At 49.8% G+C, this 18,272-nt stretch carries 20 protein-coding genes; 9 read left to right on the plus strand and 11 right to left on the minus strand.

Annotated features, from left to right (window positions below):
* Position 1: 1 nt before the first annotated feature.
* Positions 2 to 622, plus strand: coding sequence for a ribonuclease T (gene rnt, locus ACQUQM_RS14590; RefSeq protein WP_432474828.1), 621 nt, complete (start codon positions 2 to 4; stop codon positions 620 to 622).
* 124 nt (positions 623 to 746) lie between these two features.
* On the opposite strand, the gene ACQUQM_RS14595 is transcribed toward rnt, so the two are convergent.
* Together ACQUQM_RS14595 and grxD are read right to left on the minus strand one after the other, a co-directional pair.
* Positions 747 to 1,349 carry a peroxiredoxin gene (locus tag ACQUQM_RS14595; RefSeq protein ID WP_432470624.1) on the minus strand — a complete coding sequence of 201 codons (603 nt, stop codon included), beginning with the start codon at positions 1,347 to 1,349 and terminating at the stop codon, positions 747 to 749.
* 216 nt (positions 1,350 to 1,565) lie between these two features.
* Positions 1,566 to 1,901: a Grx4 family monothiol glutaredoxin gene (gene grxD, locus ACQUQM_RS14600; protein ID WP_432470625.1), complete on the minus strand. Its 336-nt coding sequence runs from the start codon at positions 1,899 to 1,901 to the stop codon at positions 1,566 to 1,568.
* Positions 1,902 to 2,170: 269 nt separating this feature from the next.
* Here grxD and ACQUQM_RS14605 point away from each other — a divergent pair, with 269 nt between their 5' ends.
* From ACQUQM_RS14605 to ACQUQM_RS14620, 4 genes are all read left to right on the plus strand, one after another.
* Positions 2,171 to 3,355 (plus strand): aspartate aminotransferase family protein, encoded by a 1,185-nt coding sequence (locus tag ACQUQM_RS14605; RefSeq protein WP_432470626.1) that lies wholly within the window; start codon positions 2,171 to 2,173, stop codon positions 3,353 to 3,355.
* 64 nt (positions 3,356 to 3,419) lie between these two features.
* The gene (argF, locus tag ACQUQM_RS14610; protein WP_432470627.1) at positions 3,420 to 4,325 is read left to right on the plus strand and encodes an ornithine carbamoyltransferase; all 906 of its coding nucleotides are present in this window, start codon (positions 3,420 to 3,422) and stop codon (positions 4,323 to 4,325) included.
* A 131-nt stretch (positions 4,326 to 4,456) separates the two neighbouring features.
* Positions 4,457 to 5,371 carry a LysR family transcriptional regulator gene (locus ACQUQM_RS14615; RefSeq protein ID WP_432470628.1) on the plus strand — a complete coding sequence of 305 codons (915 nt, stop codon included), beginning with the start codon at positions 4,457 to 4,459 and terminating at the stop codon, positions 5,369 to 5,371.
* A 42-nt stretch (positions 5,372 to 5,413) separates the two neighbouring features.
* Positions 5,414 to 5,875, plus strand: a complete 462-nt coding sequence (locus ACQUQM_RS14620; protein ID WP_432470629.1) for a DUF6942 family protein — start codon at positions 5,414 to 5,416, stop codon at positions 5,873 to 5,875.
* Here the strand turns inward: ACQUQM_RS14620 and ACQUQM_RS14625 are convergent.
* On the minus strand, positions 5,872 to 6,249 hold the full coding sequence (locus tag ACQUQM_RS14625) for a carboxymuconolactone decarboxylase family protein (RefSeq protein ID WP_432470630.1): 378 nt from the start codon (positions 6,247 to 6,249) through the stop codon (positions 5,872 to 5,874). The genes ACQUQM_RS14620 and ACQUQM_RS14625 overlap by 4 nt on opposite strands.
* Before the next feature lie 178 nt (positions 6,250 to 6,427).
* Here ACQUQM_RS14625 and ACQUQM_RS14630 point away from each other — a divergent pair, with 178 nt between their 5' ends.
* Entirely contained in the window at positions 6,428 to 7,780 is a 1,353-nt protein-coding gene (locus tag ACQUQM_RS14630) for a class II 3-deoxy-7-phosphoheptulonate synthase (RefSeq protein ID WP_432470631.1), read from the plus strand.
* Positions 7,781 to 7,874: 94 nt separating this feature from the next.
* On the opposite strand, the gene ACQUQM_RS14635 is transcribed toward ACQUQM_RS14630, so the two are convergent.
* From ACQUQM_RS14635 to ACQUQM_RS14650, 4 genes are read right to left on the minus strand one after another with little or no spacing between them, the layout of a single operon-like run.
* On the minus strand, positions 7,875 to 8,276 hold the full coding sequence (locus ACQUQM_RS14635; RefSeq protein ID WP_432470632.1) for a CBS domain-containing protein: 402 nt from the start codon (positions 8,274 to 8,276) through the stop codon (positions 7,875 to 7,877).
* Positions 8,273 to 8,623, minus strand: a complete 351-nt coding sequence (locus ACQUQM_RS14640; RefSeq protein ID WP_432470633.1) for a P-II family nitrogen regulator — start codon at positions 8,621 to 8,623, stop codon at positions 8,273 to 8,275. Before ACQUQM_RS14640 ends, ACQUQM_RS14635 begins: the two co-directional genes overlap by 4 nt.
* Before the next feature lie 9 nt (positions 8,624 to 8,632).
* Positions 8,633 to 9,454, minus strand: coding sequence for a DUF1538 domain-containing protein (locus ACQUQM_RS14645; RefSeq protein WP_432470634.1), 822 nt, complete (start codon positions 9,452 to 9,454; stop codon positions 8,633 to 8,635).
* Positions 9,454 to 10,155, minus strand: a complete 702-nt coding sequence (locus ACQUQM_RS14650) for a DUF1538 family protein (RefSeq protein WP_432474829.1) — start codon at positions 10,153 to 10,155, stop codon at positions 9,454 to 9,456. Before ACQUQM_RS14650 ends, ACQUQM_RS14645 begins: the two co-directional genes overlap by 1 nt.
* 306 nt (positions 10,156 to 10,461) lie before the next feature.
* Here ACQUQM_RS14650 and ACQUQM_RS14655 point away from each other — a divergent pair, with 306 nt between their 5' ends.
* Entirely contained in the window at positions 10,462 to 11,532 is a 1,071-nt protein-coding gene (locus ACQUQM_RS14655; RefSeq protein ID WP_432470635.1) for a DUF3549 family protein, read from the plus strand.
* Between the two features lie 73 nt (positions 11,533 to 11,605).
* Here ACQUQM_RS14655 and ACQUQM_RS14660 read toward each other — a convergent pair whose 3' ends face one another.
* Positions 11,606 to 12,886: a hypothetical protein gene (locus ACQUQM_RS14660; RefSeq protein WP_432470636.1), complete on the minus strand. Its 1,281-nt coding sequence runs from the start codon at positions 12,884 to 12,886 to the stop codon at positions 11,606 to 11,608.
* A 210-nt stretch (positions 12,887 to 13,096) separates the two neighbouring features.
* Here ACQUQM_RS14660 and ACQUQM_RS14665 point away from each other — a divergent pair, with 210 nt between their 5' ends.
* On the plus strand, positions 13,097 to 13,753 hold the full coding sequence (locus ACQUQM_RS14665) for a transglutaminase-like cysteine peptidase (RefSeq protein ID WP_432470637.1): 657 nt from the start codon (positions 13,097 to 13,099) through the stop codon (positions 13,751 to 13,753).
* A gap of 22 nt (positions 13,754 to 13,775) precedes the next feature.
* A complete protein-coding gene (locus ACQUQM_RS14670) occupies positions 13,776 to 15,788 on the plus strand; it encodes an HD domain-containing phosphohydrolase (RefSeq protein WP_432470638.1) in 2,013 nt (670 codons plus the stop codon).
* Between the two features lie 73 nt (positions 15,789 to 15,861).
* Here ACQUQM_RS14670 and ACQUQM_RS14675 read toward each other — a convergent pair whose 3' ends face one another.
* The 3 genes from ACQUQM_RS14675 to ACQUQM_RS14685 all read right to left on the minus strand — a co-directional run bounded on the left by ACQUQM_RS14675 (position 15,862) and on the right by ACQUQM_RS14685 (position 18,162).
* The gene (locus ACQUQM_RS14675; RefSeq protein WP_432470639.1) at positions 15,862 to 16,665 is read right to left on the minus strand and encodes a replication protein P; all 804 of its coding nucleotides are present in this window, start codon (positions 16,663 to 16,665) and stop codon (positions 15,862 to 15,864) included.
* Between the two features lie 73 nt (positions 16,666 to 16,738).
* Positions 16,739 to 17,611, minus strand: coding sequence for a DnaT-like ssDNA-binding domain-containing protein (locus tag ACQUQM_RS14680; RefSeq protein ID WP_432470640.1), 873 nt, complete (start codon positions 17,609 to 17,611; stop codon positions 16,739 to 16,741).
* 143 nt (positions 17,612 to 17,754) lie between these two features.
* Positions 17,755 to 18,162 carry a CBS domain-containing protein gene (locus ACQUQM_RS14685; protein WP_432470641.1) on the minus strand — a complete coding sequence of 136 codons (408 nt, stop codon included), beginning with the start codon at positions 18,160 to 18,162 and terminating at the stop codon, positions 17,755 to 17,757.
* Positions 18,163 to 18,272 lie beyond the last annotated feature (110 nt).

The following is an 18,272-nucleotide window of genomic DNA, read 5'->3' on the forward strand; positions in this document are numbered from 1 at the left end:
TATGTCGAACCGCTTCAGAGGCTATCTGCCGGTCGTTATCGACGTTGAAACCGCTGGCTTTAATTCTGCCACTGATGCCCTGCTGGAGATCGCAGCGGTCACCTTAACGATGGATGATGATGGCAACCTGCTGATTGACCAGAGCTATGAATTCAATGTCGAACCGTTCGAAGGTGCCAATCTGGAAAAATCGGCCCTGGAGTTTACCGGCATTGATCCTTATAACCCTCTGCGAGGCGCGATTCCCGAACAGGAAGCTCTGGAGAAAATATTCAAGCCGATCCGCAAGTCAGTTAAAGCCCATAACTGCAAACGTGCGATTCTGGTAGGTCATAATGCCAACTTTGACCATAGCTTTGTCACCGCCGCATCAGAACGCTGCGATATTAAACGCAACCCTTTCCATCCGTTTTCTACCTTTGATACTGCGACACTGGCAGGCCTGGCTTTTGGCCATACCGTACTTGCCAAAGCCTGCGACCTGGCCGATATCGATTTTGATGGTCACCAGGCTCACTCAGCACTGTATGACACAATGAAGACAGCCGAGCTATTCTGCACCATTGTAAACCGCTGGAAAGACCTCGGTGGCTGGCAGATGGTGCAGGATAACTACGAGTGATCTGAGACCGTCGGGCTACGCCCTTCTCGCTAGAACGCAACGCAAGCGTTGCTGCTAGTGGCTAGAAAAAGCAAAAAAACCCGCCGATGGCGGGTTTTTTTTAATTCTGTAATTTCTTCCGATATTACAGCTTGTCAGCGTTGTCGGTCAGGTAAGATGCAACACCTTCAGGGGAAGCAACCATACCTTTATCGCCTTCGTTCCAGCCTGCAGGGCAAACTTCACCGTGCTCCTGGTGGAACGCCAGCGCGTCAACCATACGCAGCATTTCGTCAACGTTACGGCCCAGTGGCAGATCGTTAACCACCTGGTGACGTACCAGACCATCTTCGTCGATCAGGAAAGAACCACGGAAAGCAACGCCGCCTTCAGATTCAACATCGTATGCCTGGCAGATGCTGTGAGTCATATCAGCAACCAGAGTATAATTAACTGCACCGATACCGCCGTCGTTAACAGCAGTGTTACGCCATGCGTTGTGAGAGAAGTGAGAATCGATGGAAACACCGATCACTTCAACATTACGCTTTTTGAATTCTTCGATACGGTGATCGAAAGCCAGCAGCTCAGATGGGCAAACAAAAGTAAAATCCAGTGGGTAGAAGAATACTACTGCTTTTTTACCTTTAGCCGCTTCAGACAGAGTAAAAGAATCAACGATTTCTCCGTTACCCAATACCGCTGGTGCTGTAAAATCTGGTGCTTGCTTACCTACTAATACGCCCATTTTCTATCTCCATTTAAGTGCAGCGTTAAACGCAAAACTAATTCAAAAATAACTTAAGAGAGCTCTATAACTGAACTCTGTAAAAGCACTTGCAAAACTAAAGTTCAGATAGCTTAGCCGTACAATTCTGATAACACTAATAAAACAGAACTATGCAGCCGATAAACAATTGCTATAAAGAATACCTGCTACAGGTAAAACCAGCTCAGCAATCGCTTAACCTTCAGCACTCTCTTCATCACCGGCAACCGACTCGATCAGCTCTTTAAGCTCACCATTTTCAGCCATTTCAGCAATGATGTCACAACCACCTACCAGTTCGCCCTTTACCCACAACTGCGGGAAAGTTGGCCAATTAGCATATTTAGGCAACTCAGCACGAATTTCCGGACTTTCCAGAATATTAACGAACGCAAAGCGCGCACCACAAGCCATTACAGCTTCCGATGCACGGGAAGAAAAACCGCACTGAGGAAAGCGTGGCGTACCCTTCATATAAAGCAGGATATCGTTACTTTCAATTTGCTCTTTAATAGTATCAACAACACTCATGAGTTTACCTTTTCTTTCTTGAACCAATCCGCCACGATCAATGAATGGGCAGCGTAAAAAACGCCAGCCTAGCACAAACCCGATCATTTTACTCGGATAAATGCTCACCTGAAAAACCGCTGGCTTATTTCGTCTTATATAGGGGCTATGCCATTGAAAACCAAGCCCCACTGTTGCATATTGCTTATTCGATAACAAATGCATAAAATTGCTCGTTTTTCAGTTCGGCAGCTACACGGCTGCCGTTTTGCGTTGCAGTGAGGGATACAATGTCTACACAGCCTGTTATGAATACCTATTCACGCTTCTCCGTGGCTTTTGATCATGGTGAGGGCTGCTGGCTGTTTGATACAGACGGCAACAAGTATCTGGACGCTCTCAGCGGTATCGCTGTATGCGGTCTGGGCCATGCACACCCCGCTGTAACTACCGCTATTAGCGAACAAGCCAGCCAGCTGATCCATACCTCAAACCTGTACACTATTCCGTTGCAGGAACAGCTGGCACAACGTCTGACCCAGATTTCCGGCATGGATAGCGTGTTCTTTGGCAACTCCGGCGCGGAAGCTAACGAAGCCGCTATCAAGCTGGCCCGTCGTTACGGACACCAGAAAGGTATCGATCTGCCGGTTACTATCGTAATGGATGGCTCATTCCATGGCCGCACCATGGCAACCCTGAGCGCTACCGGCAACCGCGCAGTCCAGGCAGGCTTCGAACCACTGGTCAGCGGGTTTGTCCGGGCCCCTTACAATGATGTTGAAGCGATCAGAACAATCGCCTCAAATAATCCCAATGTCGTTGCCATCCTGGTCGAGCCGGTACAAGGCGAAGGCGGTGTTGTCATTCCTGCCGACGATTATCTGAATCAACTACGTGACATCTGTGACCAGAACGAATGGTTGCTGATGCTGGATGAAGTACAGACTGGTAATGGCCGGACCGGAAGCTACTTTGCATACCAGCAAAACAACATCCTGCCGGATGTAGTAACCACTGCTAAAGGCCTGGGGAATGGTGTACCTATCGGTGCCTGTCTGGCGCGTGGCAAAGCCGCTGAAGTCTTATCGCCGGGTACTCACGGCTCGACCTACGGTGGCAACCCGTTATGCTGTGCAGCAGCACTTGCGGTTGTCGATACTATTAGCAATGAAAAACTTGATCAACGCGCCAAACAGCTGGGCGATACTATAACCAATGGTTTCCGTGATCAGATTGGCGATGCATCATATGTCAAAGAGATCCGTAACAAAGGCCTGATGATCGCCATCGAGCTGAGCGAAGCGGGCTCTGAACTGGCAGTACTGTCAAAAGTGAAAGGCGTACTACTTAACATAACCGGCGGTGGCAAAGTTGTGCGTATGCTGCCACCGTTGATTATGTCCGATTCTGAAGCGGAACTACTGGTAAACACCGTATCCCGTATCATCAAAGTCTATATGGCTGACGAATAAACAGTCCGTATATTAACAATAGAATAAGCTCACAGGCCTGCTCTGGCAGGCCGGTACTAATACTATGACAATAAGACACTTTCTTACTCTGCGGGACCTGTCTCCTGCGGAACTGAAGCAGCTGATTCAACGTGCTGTCGAACTCAAACAGATCCGCAATAACGGTGAAGTTTACGAACCTCTGAAAAACCAGGTGCTGGCGATGATCTTTGAAAAATCATCAACCCGCACCCGGGTTTCATTTGAAGCCGGCATGGCCCAGTTTGGTGGCCACGCCCTGTTCCTGTCATCCAGAGACACCCAACTGGGCCGCGGCGAACCGATTGAAGATAGCGCCCGGGTCATTTCCAGCATGTGCGACGTGGTTATGATTCGTACGTTTGATCATGCGACAGTGACCAATTTTGCGGCTAATTCAAAGGTTCCGGTGATAAACGCCCTGACCGACGACTACCATCCCTGCCAGCTGCTTGCCGACATGCAAACGTATCTGGAACACCGGGGCGACATCACAGGCAAGACTGTAACCTGGATTGGTGATGGCAATAATATGTGCCACTCCTATATTAACGCCGCTCGCCAGTTCGACTTTAAACTTCAAATTGCATGCCCTGAAGGTTTTGATCCGGATCCCGATCTGGTTGCGGCTAATCAGGATCGGGTTCAGATTTTCCGCACCCCGCAAGAAGCCGTAACTGGTAGCCACCTGGTGGTAACCGACGTCTGGGCTTCAATGGGCCAGGAAGAGGAACAAAAAGAGCGTGAAAAAGCGTTTGCCGGCTATCAGGTCACCACTGAGCTGATGGATCAGGCAGACAAAGACGCAATCTTTATGCACTGCCTGCCAGCCCACCGCGGCGAAGAAGTCAGTGCAGAGATGATGGATGATCCTCGCTCCGTTGTCTTTGACGAAGCAGAAAATCGCCTGCACGCACAAAAAGCTCTGCTTGAATTCCTGCTGGTAAAATAAGCAGAGCTCCCCCCGAATCAGAAACTGCCTGCACAACTGGCAGTTTCTGATTGTTGCACCGCACGATCCCATATGAAGATAATTCATACTATACTCAGGTTCTATCCGAATATTTGATGAGGCTAAAAGGCATGATCGAACTTCGTCACCTGAAAACACTGTCTGCCCTGCGCGACTCAGGCAGTCTGGTGGAAGCAGCTGAACGTATCCATCTGACCCAGTCAGCCCTGTCACACCAGATCAAAGATCTGGAAGACCGCCTCGATTGCTCACTGTTCATTCGCAAGACTAAACCGATCTGCTTCACCAGCGCCGGCCAACGCATCCTTGCCCTGGCCGACGACGTGCTACCGATGATCCGCAACGCAGAACGGGATATCGCCCGCCTCGCGGGCGGCGAAGCCGGTCGCCTGAATATCTGCATCGAATGCCATAGCTGTTTTGACTGGCTGATGCCGACGATCGATCATTTCAGGCAAAACTGGCCTGAAGTCGAAATGGACCTGACCACCGGTTTCAGCTTTCAGCCGCTACCTGCCCTTGCCCGTGGCGACCTGGACCTGGTCATCACTTCGGACCCGGAAGACCGCAACGGCATCGCCTACATTCCGCTGTTTACCTATGAATCCGTGCTGGCGATGAGCAAACAGCACCAACTGATTGCCAGGCGCTACATTCACCCGGAAGATCTGGAGCAGCAAACCCTGATCACCTATCCGGTGGAATCAGAACGACTGGATATATTTAAGCACTTTCTCGACCCCGCTGGCATTGAACCGGCGGAGATCAGGCCATCCGAACTGACCGTAATGATCATGCAACTGGTCGCCAGTGGACGAGGTGTATCGGCACTGCCCAACTGGGCAATCCATCAATATCTGGAACAAGACTATATAGCCTCACGCCCGCTCGGCGAGAAAGGCGTCTGGTGCACCCTCTATGCCGCTATCAGAGAGGACCAGAAGAACGCCGATTTCATGATCGACTTCCTCAACACTGCTAAAGAGATCACTTTCCGTAACCTCAGTGGCATTAAATCTGCCTGAACTCAAATCTCTGATCAATAAGTATTCGAATAATTACATAACGTGACTATTTCACACCTGGGCAACCTTGAGCAGGCAGAGACCATACTCTACCTGCCTGCGCCACCAATATTGCCTACGGGCGATACCCTCAACCTGCCCGAGTTGATCAAGATCAACGGCAACCACTGGCGAAAAATCCTGACCATATACGCCAAACTCTGTTGCACAAAAGGGCGCTGGCAGGATTACCGTGATCAGAAATTACTCCATAACGTTGATGCGATTAGCTTCGCTAACCAGCTAATCGATAATCAAAACCCACGATGCAGCCACATTGTCGCAGGCAAAGCCAGCTGGGCCCGGCTGGGCATTGAGCCCAGCCAACTTGATGATATCGATGCTGAAGGAATGGCAAAGAGCTGCGCATATAAAAAGGGCCAGTTAATACTGACCCCTTATCCGGATTACCGGCAATTTCCGAACGCCCTGATCGAGCAGGTTAAGCACGTTCTACAAGGCTAATCCTGCCAGGCATCCAGCACTTCCTGAGCTGCGCGGAAAGCCTCCTGCGCCGCAGGCGCGCCACAATAAACAATCGAGTGAAGCAGCACTTCCTGTATCTCCTCTTTAGTACAGCCATTATTCAATGCGCCACGCACATGACCTTTCAACTCCTGAGGTGCTTTCAATGCCGCCAGCATGGCGATCGTCACCAGGCTTCTGGTCGAACGAGGCAACCCTTCCCGCTGCCATGTTGAACCCCAGGCATGCTCGTTAATCCAATCCTGCACCGGCTGCGTAAGCTCGGTCGTGTTATCAATTGCCCGCTGCACAAACTCTTCACCCATAACTTCAGTGCGTACTTTCAAGCCGTTTTGCTTATCTTGCTCCGACATAATCCACCTCATCAAAATTTGATATTATTAAATCACCTTCTCCCATGAATACAAAGCCGACCAATTTGTTTTTATTCTCTTGTAGAAAGTATCAAATTTTAACCTAGGCACTTACCTCAACTGATAATGATGGTTAAACTACAACCTCTGAAGCCCCCTCATGTATAGAGTTAATTAAATGGAAAACTGGTCTCCCGATAGCTGGAAAAGCAAACCCATTCTGCAGCAGCCTGAATACCAGGATGCCGCAGCCGTAAAACTGGCCGAAGACGAACTGGCAGCCCTGCCACCTTTAGTCTTTGCCGGCGAAGTGCGCTCGCTGCATAAGCAGCTGGCGGATGTTGCCGATGGCCGTGCTTTTTTACTCCAGGGAGGCGATTGCGCCGAAAGCTTTGCCGAGTTTAATGCCACCAATATCCGGGATACCTTCCAGGTCATGTTGCAGATGGCGATCGTGATGACTTTTGCCGGCAGCTGCCCGGTGGTTAAAGTTGCCCGGATTGCCGGCCAGTACGCCAAGCCCCGCTCAACCGGCACGGAAACTATCAACGGTATTGAGCTGCCAAGCTATCGCGGCGATATCATTAACGATATCGATTTCACCGCTGAATCTCGCGTACCTGACCCGCAACGCCTGGTACGTGCTTACCATCAGGCGACTTCTACGCTGAACCTGCTACGTGCATTCGCCCAGGGTGGCTTTGCCGATCTGCATAAGGTGCACCAATGGAACCTGGGCTTCGTTAAAAAGAGTCCACAGGGTGAAAAATACCAGCATCTGGCCAGCCAGATCGATGACACTCTGGCGTTCATGGAAGCCTGCGGTATCCGTGGCAGCAACGTACCACAGCTGAAAGAGACCTCGCTTTACACTTCGCATGAGGCGCTGCTGCTTAATTACGAACAAGCACTGACCCGTCAGGACAGCATCACCAACCGCTGGTATGACTGTTCCGCCCATATGCTATGGATCGGTGACCGTACCCGACAACTGGACGGTGCACATATTGAGTTCCTGCGCGGCGTAGAAAACCCGGTTGGGGTAAAGGTTGGCCCAACCATGAAACCCGACGAACTGATTCAGCTGATCGACGCGCTGAACCCGAACAACCTGCCAGGCCGACTGACCCTGATCAGCCGTATGGGCGCCGATAACATTACTAAACTCCTGCCTCCGCTGGTACGCCGGGTTAAAGAGGAAGGTCGTAATGTCGTCTGGAGTTCTGATCCGATGCACGGCAATACGATAAAGGCCAGCAGTGGCTTTAAAACCCGTAGCGTCGACAGCATTTTGAAAGAGATGAAGGGATTCTTTGAAGTTCACCGTGCGGAAGGCACATACGCCGGTGGCGTTCACTTTGAAATGACCGGTCAGAATGTCACCGAATGTATCGGTGGGGCATACCGTATTACGGAAGAAGGGCTGGGGGATCGCTATCACACCCACTGCGATCCGCGTCTCAATGCCGATCAGGCATTGGAACTGGCATTCCTGATTGCCGATACTCTGAAACAGGCCCGCGGCCGCTAATCAGAGCGTAGCAGATGCAGCCCGGAAGCCCGGGGTTGCATCTGCTCTTACTACAGCCCTCTTGAAAGCATTACGCCAGTAATAGCTGAGACTATTATCCGGTCAGCAGGCCATCCAGAACGATCTCATTGTATCCCACTACACCAATCACCGCGCCATTATCCAGCACCGGCGTCATCGCCAGGCCAAAAGTATCAAACAAACGTGCGCAGTAACGCACATCCATCTGTGGATCGACACCAATAACCGGTTTTGTCATTACTTCATACACATTGACCCGTTCCGGCGCACGGTCCTTAGCCAGGACTTTTTTGGCTATGTCCGACAGCAGCAGAATACCGTACTCATCATCGGCATTGCGCTTGTTAATAAGCAGTACAGCCGCCTTACGCTGCTTATAGATCTCTAAAGCCTCTTTAATGGTGATCAGGCCATCGACCATCGCAAAGTCCTGAACCATTACGTCCTTAACCCGAACTACCTTGTTATCGCTCATAGCTCTTCCTCAACTACGCTTGCCAGGGTTTCAATCTGGTGAGCAACGCCCACCGCATCTTCCACATCCAACTGTACCGCAATCCCCTGCCCCGGAGATTCGTCAAATTCAGCCACTCTGGAGATAGTCTCCAGGATCTTCCGGCTCAGATGCTCTTCAACAATAAACAGCAGCACATCACGCTGGGTTTCCAGGGTAAGACCAAAAAAGGTCTTAGACTTGTTTACCCCTTCACCACGGGCATTATTGATCACTGTCGCCCCGGTAGCTCCAGCATCCCGGGCCGCCTGCATTACCTCGTCTGTCTTAGAATCCTCAACAAACACTAACAATAATTTAAAGTGCATAATCCCATCCTACTCCTGATGAATCTGCTCAGCCTGTTCACGTTTATCCCGCTCCCGTTTTTCCCGTTCACGAGCACCAACCCACTCGGTAATCTGGGCATAGCCCATTACCGTAATCATTGGGAACAAACTGGCAAAAGCAATCAATCCAAAACCATCAATAAGGGCACTACGGCCCGGAACTGTACTCGCCAGACCTAACCCTAACGCAGCTACCAAAGGCACTGTTACAGTCGAGGTTGTCACGCCACCGGAATCATACGCCAGAGGTACTATCATCTTCGGCGCAAAGAAGGTCTGTATAACAACAAATACGTAACCACTGATAATAAACCAATGAATCGGATAACCGGTGACAATACGCCAGGTACCCAGGCTTATACCCACGGCTACACCCAGCGCTACCGCCAGCCGCAACCCCCATACTCCGATAGCACCACCGGATACTTCATGCGCTTTAATCGCCACGGCGATCAGCGATGGCTCGGCAATAGTGGTACTGGCACCAATCGCAAAGGCGAAAATATACACCCAGTAGTAATCCTGCCAACTCAGTACCGCCCCAGCCGAAGCTAATCCACTACGAATAAACTCGGGATCAGTTAGCTGTTGTGCCATCATGCGCCCCACCGGAAATAACGCTTTTTCCAGCCCAAGCAGGAATAAAGCCAGCCCGACGATAACGTAAATAAAACCAAATATTACTTTTTTCAGATGTGGAATCCGGCGCCGGATAACCAACAGTTGGAAGCCAAAGATAATAGCGACAATAGGAATCACATCCTTGATCGTAGACAACAAAATCGTGAGCAGCTGCTGTAACAGTTCCATCAGATCACCATTCCATATGCCATAACAAAAATCATCGGCGTAAGGGAGGCAAATGCGATCAGACCAAAACCATCGATCATCGGGTTACGCCCCTCAATAGAAGACGCAAGTCCCACTCCAAGCGCAGTAACCAAAGGTACCGTGATGGTCGAGGTGGTCACGCCTCCGGAATCATAAGCGATGCCGATAATCTCTCGCGGAGCGAAGGCGGTCATCACTACTACCATAAGATAGCCCGCAATGATCATATACTGGATCGGCCAGCCTTTAAGAATTCGCATGACACCGATAACAATCGCCAGGCCAACAGAAAAAGCCACGGTATAGCGTAAACCGGAAGCATAACTGAGCATCGAAGCTTCAGTATGCTCGATCATCCCCCCTTCAGCCGCCACAGTGGCCGCTTCAGCGGCCACTGCAATCAGCGCAGGCTCTGCGATCGTAGTACCGAAACCTAAAGAGAAAGCAAAGACTATCAGCCAGAACACGCTACCCTTGCGGGCAAAGGCATGGGCCAGGGTTTCTCCGATTGGAAACAAGCCCATTTCCAGGCCATAGATAAAAAACGTCAGCCCCGCCACGACACAGAGCAGGCCGGTCATTACACCAAAAAAATCCGGCAACGGCTGTTGCAGTACGGCAACCTGGAAAAAACCGATTACCACTACGATCGGCAGCAGATCTCGCATACTGCCAACCATCGAACGCCCTAAAGCAAAAAAACCGCTACTCAATTGAACTCCTTTCTATCATCCGTTTTTGCCTACAACAGTCCCTGAGAGAACAGCAAATTCCTGCGCCATCAAACTGATGTTTGATTTATCCCGACTATCTTTAATGATATAAAAACCAGCGATCAACCAACAGTCTTTTCCGCCTCAATTTAGGTACTAAAACTGCAGGACAGAAAGTACCCTGAAAGTACAACCATGTTACCGCTGTATATCCCACCCTCGCGCTGTTAAAATGCCCGCCTAATACGATATCCAGAAAGCTCAGGCACTGTAATGACCCAATTCGAAACACTCGTCGATTTTATCCGCCAGACTGAAGCCCAGTTCCGCATTTTTGATATGGGACGCTGCATCAGCAAGTTATCACCGGATACTTTCCATAAGGTCGAACAGGGCCATATCCCTTATCCTGCTCCGTTCCTGCATCAGGCATGGGTTGGCATTCTGATGTGGAATCCTAAAGCAGCATCTGAAAGTGTCGTCTGGTTTCTGAAACTGCCTTTAGATGAACAGGGCTTTCTGGTGCAGGCTGCACGCGATGATTTCCTCAACCGTCTGTTACAGAATCTGAGCAATAGCATGGGCAAAGGGCCACTGGACCAGCCTGCTGATGCCACAGAATACCGCGACGCACTGAAGGATAATCCATTCTCCTTTACTCCTGATCAGGAAAAGATGGCCGCATTCCATGCCACCGCCACCCTGACCACAGGTCAGCCGGCTTCGTCTTTCTATCAGCCTGCAGTAAGTTATTTCAGCGGTAAAACCGATATCAATGACTGGCCAGGCATTGGCTTTCAGGGCATTGCTGATTTCGTTATACGCCACCAACAGAATGATCACGAGACGCAGCTGGCTAATATTTTCAGCCAGCTACCGGATACACCTTTGGAGGCTACCTGTACTTTTATCGAGCATATTAAGCCGAACAAAGAACTTAGTTCTGTAATAGTGCAACGCCTACGTACTGCTGTTACTAATCAGAACAGCAGCGCTAATCAGGTTGGCGCACTGGTACGGGCTATTTCACAAGGCTTTGATGAGCGACAGAAAGTCGATGTACTAAACGATGTACTGAACAGCCCTTTCGGTACCGACCCTGAAGTGATTGCAGCCCTGGCCAGCCGCTGCTGGTCTGCCCTGCAACACCCGGAGCTGCTCAGGACTTTTCTGGAGACCCTGGCGCTGAACAAAGCGGGCCAGGCATGCTTTAACCGGGTTATGGCCGATCTGATGTTCATTCCGACGCTACGGGCACTTTCCCTGCAGCAGTTCCGCTCGCCTGAGCGAAGTGAAGCTTTGAGCAAGGCAATAGGCGGCATGTTTGGTAGCGACTTTAGCTGAAACAGTTTCCAGAATCATTCTACAGTCCCCAAAAAAAAGCCCCTCAAAAGAGGGGCTTTTTTATCGCTATCGATTAATAGCTCTTTGATACTGACAGGGAGTACTGGTCCCGATCATACTCAAAAGTTTCTACATTCGAGTCATTTTCAATTCGACTAATCGTACCACTAACCGTCAGTGCGTTTTCAAATTCATAGATAAGTCCGATCTGCAACTGACGTTCTTCATCATTGCGTGCTTCATCAAACACTGGCTCGTTGCCTTTATAATCTGAGTGAGACTCACTATAACGGGCAAAAGTCGTCGCTTGCGGCTTAAACTGCCAGTTAGCCCCGATAAACAGTTCACCACCATCGTAGCTATAACGGTCCAGATCCGCTTCATTGGTCAGCAGTTTGAAACCACCCTGCACTGCAACTGTATTGTTCTTGTAACCCTTACCCAGTGAGACACCAGCAGAATAGTATTCTGAATCGCGCAGCTGATCATCAGCCTGGGTAAAGTCTCGCTTGGTTACTTCAACAGATGCTGTCAGTTCGGTACTGTCGTTGAGAGACCAGGTCGCCGTTGGCTGAGCACCCAGATAGTTGGCCAGCTCATCGTCTCCCAGACGAATATTATCCAGTACCAGCGGTACAGAAGCACGGAAACCACCGTTAGTAATAACCGCAGGACCAGTACGCAGTGACAATACCCGCAGATTGAAATCATCATGTGTATTGTAGTTGCGGTCATAAATGGACGCACCACTCTGCCATAGTACCAATCCGGTATTCTCACCCACTCTCAGTGTCTTACCGGTACGATAAGAATGATCGAATGCCGCAGAAAGCGTATAAGCAGCATCTTCAACCGGCATAGCTCCCGGATCAAGCTGCAGAGTATTACCATCAATATTGAGAATATCGTCCGCCGGCCCAACGTTAACATTGGTGTCATACATTAAACCAGCTGATACAGTAACCTTAGCTGTATGACCCGGTAACAGACTCTCAGAATCTTTTTTCACCTGGGCCAGAAATGCCAGAATAGAGATTTTTACGTTATCTGGCGTTGACGGATCATCCAGAACCTTTTGAGCTGCGGCCTGGGCTTCCTCAAACTGCAGGGTCTGCAGGTAAGCAACCGCCAGCTCAAGCCGGGCGCGGTTCAGCGCCGGTTCATTGCTCAGAATAGTCTGGAAAGATTCGATCGCGGAATACGGCTTACCCTCTGTCCGTTCTTCCATACCTTTCTTAAAAAACTCTTCTGCATCGAAGCCTTCCGACTCCTCAGTAGCAAATGCAGGCAACGCTATAGATACAGCAGCAAGCGCCAGTAATGTCTTCCCTTTTTTCGAACCTAAATCCAGCATTGTAGTACTCCCTCTCAAACTGTATCCATTCAATTAATTGCGCTTAGTCTACTTGTTGCCGTTCTGCAACACAAATTACGTGCTAAAAGAATTTTGATTGACCATTATGAGCAGCCGCCTTTTATTAAGTGCTATACAACCCTGCCGATTCAGTTAGTCTGAGTTTTGTATTTTTGTCTCTTTAATTAACACCTTACCGGGAGCTTGTTGGTGCGCCTTACCCCGTCGCTCAGAAGTCAGGTATCTACACTGACCGCCGGTCTCGGCTTCTGCCTGAGCCTGGCCTTTAGCAGTGAGTTATTTGCGGGCATCTTCAATTACTCCGAACTGCCGCAGAAAAGCGTCACAACAGCGCCTCACTGGCTTGAAATGATGGGCCGGCATATAGATCAGGATCAGAACAGATCAGATTGTATAAATAGCGGCGCACAGCTGTGCAAACTATATGGCTGGTACCGATTTCTCGACACCCTGAACGGACTATCACCAAGAGAACAGATGGAACGGGTCAATCTATATGCCAATAAACACCCTTACATACTGGATATCAACAACTACGGCGTAGAGGACTATTGGGCCATATTACGCGAATTCCTGACCCTCAGCGGGGACTGCGAAGATTACTCACTGACCAAATATTTCTCGCTGCGACGCCTGGGTTTCAAAGCGGAACAGATGCGTATTGTCGCCCTACAGGATACCAACTTACGGGTCGCCCACGCGGTACTGGCTGTTGAATTTGGCGGAGACACTCTGATTATGGATAACCAGTCGCAAAGAATACTGTCCCATAGCGAAATTTTACATTACGCTCCCCTCTACTCGGTTAATGAGAAGGGATGGTGGATGCACCTGCCGGCTTATTAAACAACTAACAGGAAAACAGTGAATGAAACGCCCTCTGCTTACCGGACTCATCTGTATCACTATTATTGTGCTTGGCTGCTTTCAGTTAATTAATTATCTGACCAGTCAGGAGCAGGTGCGCACCACCAGCCACTGGGAAATCACACTGCGTAGCCTCGCTGACCAACAAAGTCAGCAAATCAGTTACTGGCTTGATGAAAACCTGAACCAACTCAGGCAAATCAGTCAGAACGACTCAGTTCGCCTCTACCTGCAACGCTTACTGGAACAGCAAGACCAGGGGCAAACAGAACTTGCACAGCTTACTTTCATTCGTAACATCGTAATAAACTCCGCAAACCGGTTTGGCTACATCTCAGCCAGCCACAGCATCAATGCCAATGTTTTACCCGCCGGGTCTGAATCCCTGGCATTTTATTCAGCGAATAAGAAACTGATAACCGGTACAGCAGGTGACACCCTGCAACACCCGCTACTGCAGAATGCGTTCGATCAGGCCATCACCTCAGGCAAAGCGATTATAACGCCGCTTTGGAGCTCTCCAGGAAAGCATACAAATATTGCATTCATTCTTCCGGTTAAAAGCCTCCCTGCATTCAGTGCATCAACTCAGATATTAGGCGCAGTCGTCGGTATTAAGCAGCTTGAAGCCACTGTATTTCCTATTCTGAGAAACAATATTCTCAGCATAAAATCCCTCGAGAGCAGCCTGATTCAACAGTTCAACGGCCAGTTGCTATACGCATCACCACTGCACAACAACCACCAGGCCCTGTCCCGTTCGGTCACACTATCTGAAGAACAGTTACGCTCCGCCGAAACCAAGCTGCTGCAAGCTCCGGATTACAACGGCCAGCAATCTCTGATGGTAACCCGCACCATCACTGATACAGGGCTTAGCCTGCTGGTCAAAGTTGATCGCGCCGAGGCCTTTCAGGAGAGCAAAACCTATCAAACCTTCATCAGCACCCTGGTATTGCTCTCAGGTCTGCTGCTGTCAGCGGTAATGTACGCAGCCTGGTGGTACGGACAGGCTTTGCAACAAAACCGCAGCAACCAGTTAATAAATCAACAAAAGAGCAAGATTGCCTATCAAAGCACTCTGCTTTCGGCTATCAATGATAATATCAGCGACGCTATCATTATCAGCGATAATCAGCGCAATACGCTGTTTATCAATAAGACCCTGGCCGGACAACTATGCATTACTCCAGAGGATGCACAAAACAAGCACATCAATGCTCTGCTCGGCAACAATTATGCCGATCAGCTGGACCCCCTGATCAACTGCGCGATAGAGCAACAACACAGTATTACAGAAGAACTGACACTGATTTTCAGGAATAAACCCGGCCAGTTCCACATCACAGTGGTCCCGATTGAATACCAGAATCACCCGGCAGCGATGATCACCCTGCATGATATTACGGCAGCATCACTGAGCCGGGAAAAACAAACCCGACTGCTTCAGCAGATCATCTCCTCACTGATGCACGCAATTGACCTGCACGACCCTTATTCAGCCAACCATTCAGCAAAAACATCGCTGCTTGCCCTGCGAATTGCAGGCCAGATGCAACTTGATCGTGGCAGCAGAAACACTCTGGAAGTCGCTGCGAACCTCTGCAATCTGGGTAAACTGTTTATACCTAAAGAGCTGCTGACCAAGACCGGGCCACTAAGTCAGGAGGAGAAGGACTTACTCCAGTCAGAAGTAACTCATACCAGCGAGATCCTTAAAGGAATCGATTTCAACGGTCCCGTACTGGAAACCATTATGCAGAAATATGAATACCTGGACGGCAGCGGTAATCAAGGTCTGCAAGGGGATGAACTTTCGACTATTTCACGGATTCTGACCGTTGCTAATGACTTTGTCGCGATGATCAGCCCCCGGGCATACCGTAATAAAATAGAACCGAAGCAGGTACTCAACATTATGTACCAGATGGCAGACAGCAAGTATGACCGCCAGGTAATCGCAACCCTGTTCTACATTATTGAAAACCAGTTACCGGAAGAGCTTCTTCCCTGAACGAAAAGGCCCACTGTCTCTCAGTTAAGACAATGGGCCCAATCAACTAACAACAACTGAAAAAATAAACAGGCTATTGATAATTCAGAGGCAACTCTATGTTCAGCCCCCAGCTTTCAGCGCGCTGCATACTCGCCTCCCGAAAACGCTCCCGAATCGCACTACCTTCAGGCTTGGTCATATAAAACAATAAAGTACTGGCCTGTTCAGGTTTGAGGTTATTCTCCTCACCCCAGCGCCGTATAAACTCCACCAGAGTATTGTCACTTTTGTTTTCCAGTGCCACAGGCACCGGTTCAGACAGCTCTTCTCCAGCCCGAACCCGACGACAGATGACCTGATAGTTATACCGAAAATCGGGAAATACTTTGTCTTCTTCTTCACTGCGCAGACGAAACCAATCGGTTTCACGGCCGGCATGATAGATCGCCTGATGGCTCCAGTGATGACGGCTAGGCTGATCAGCAAAGCGGCACGCTTCAGCGTAAGCCTGTTTTACAGGAGGCAAACCAAAATCTCCGGTCAGGTCATTGAGAATGCTAAGAAATTCCGAGATGGTCGGCATCCACGCCAGAGTTTCCTTGCAGCGATCAATCGCCGCCACCAGCTCAACCTCGCCGAAACCCTGGATGCTCAGTGCCCATTCCCGTTTAGCGATACGGATCTCATCCTGGGTTTCGAAACAACTCTTAAACTTATGACCGTAGATCGCCATGAACCGGGCGAATATCATATTCACCATGGTCTTGGTTTCGTTGGTAATAGCTACCTGTTCAGGACGGGGTTGTTCAGGCTCACCAGTCGGCGTTCTTGATGTCCATGATTGCCGGGATAAACCGCCTGTATTTTTCCCGAGGATCTGTGCGGGTGTTTTCATGGCTTACACCTGTATTAGATTCGTTGGCAATGGTGACCTGTTCTGCTAAAACTTACTTAAAAGCTACTCCGGCTCACCAGTCGGTATCCTTGATATCCATGATTGCTGCGGTAACCCGCTTGCGCTTTTCCCGGGGGTCTGCACGGGTATTTTCATGGTTTACACCTGTATTAGCGTCTTTAGCATAGCGTTGTTCGCGACCATCACGAGTCTGCTTCTTAACCCATTCACGCTTGACCCATGCAAGAAACTTCTGATCCCAGTTAGATTCTTTACGGTCTTTATCCAACCAGTATAGAACGAATTCATCAAGCAATTGCTCGGCAAAGTCCGCCGGAATATTATGCCGGGGCAACATCTCAAACAGTATTTTAGAGGGGCGCCAGCCGAGAAACATCGGATGCAGTTTCTGGTTCTTCTCCTCGATAGCGTCGAGACGGGAAGCAAAGTCATTTTCACTCATCTGCGCCCGCCGGTTAGACCAGCCGATACTACCACCAAAAGTAGGCGCCGGGCCACGAACCTGGGGCTGGGCCTGATGCACTCTGCGACTGATCTCGTTGCGTTCTGGCGGCTGTTCTACCACCGGTAACTGCTGCACAGCAACAGGCTCTTGTTCATATTCGTATTCGGGCATCACCTGCGGCTGACCCGGTTGCTGCAACTGGATACGGATAGCACCGCCCTGACCAAAAGCTGCCTGCAGATAGCCCTGACTAACCAGGCTGTTAGTGGTCACCGCCAGGCGTTCTTCATCCCAGAAATCAGCCAGCGCCAGCCACTCCTGTCGCCCCAAAGTGGCAACATTCTGCCCCGATTGGTCAGGCAGCCCATGCAACTGTATATGCTCATGGTAGAGCGCAAGCAGAATCGCTTCGTCGGAACCGATCTCACGGGCCAGCGAAGGATAGAATAAAACTGGTTTTTCCGGGAAACGGAAGCCCATAATCAGATAGTCCAGACAGCTGTAAAAACAACGATACCAATACCGTCGTTAGTCAATAATAAAAACTAAAAAGCCGCCTCTTCAGCCCCCGCAATGCTTGATCGCATCACGAGAAAAAGGCGGCTTAAAAAGAAACAGACAGATCAACCGTCCTGGGCAAACTGCTCTACGGCTCTGAGCACATCCCGGCGACTGATCTGGCCGACCAGTTTACCATCTTTTACCACCGGCAGGCGACGTCGGCCGTTAGTAATAAAATCTTCCGCGACGGCAATAATATCGGCATCATGATTGATGGTGTAAACTTCTGGCGACATATAGTCACCGACCCGACCACCCATCTCTTCTTCATGATAGGTCAGAGTAAGAATCGCTTTCAGGCAGTCAGCCTCGGATAGCAGACCAACCAGCTTGCCATCGTTACAGATGACCGGGGCACCGGTAATACGGTGTTCCAGTAATTGGTTGATCGCTTGAAACAGATCAGTATCAGGCGTAAAAGTAACCAGCTTTTCAGCCATGTAATCACTGGCTTTTACAGATCGCAGCATTGTATATCCTCCACCGGACAACACAGGAGTCGTACCGGGCCGGTTTATCCAGCCCCGACTTGCCTCTATCTTAGCCCAGTATCAAATGACAAAACACTATCTGGATCAGT

This window comes from Amphritea sp. HPY (assembly GCF_050870985.1).
In the GTDB taxonomy this organism is placed as follows: Bacteria; Pseudomonadota; Gammaproteobacteria; order Pseudomonadales; family Balneatricaceae; genus Amphritea.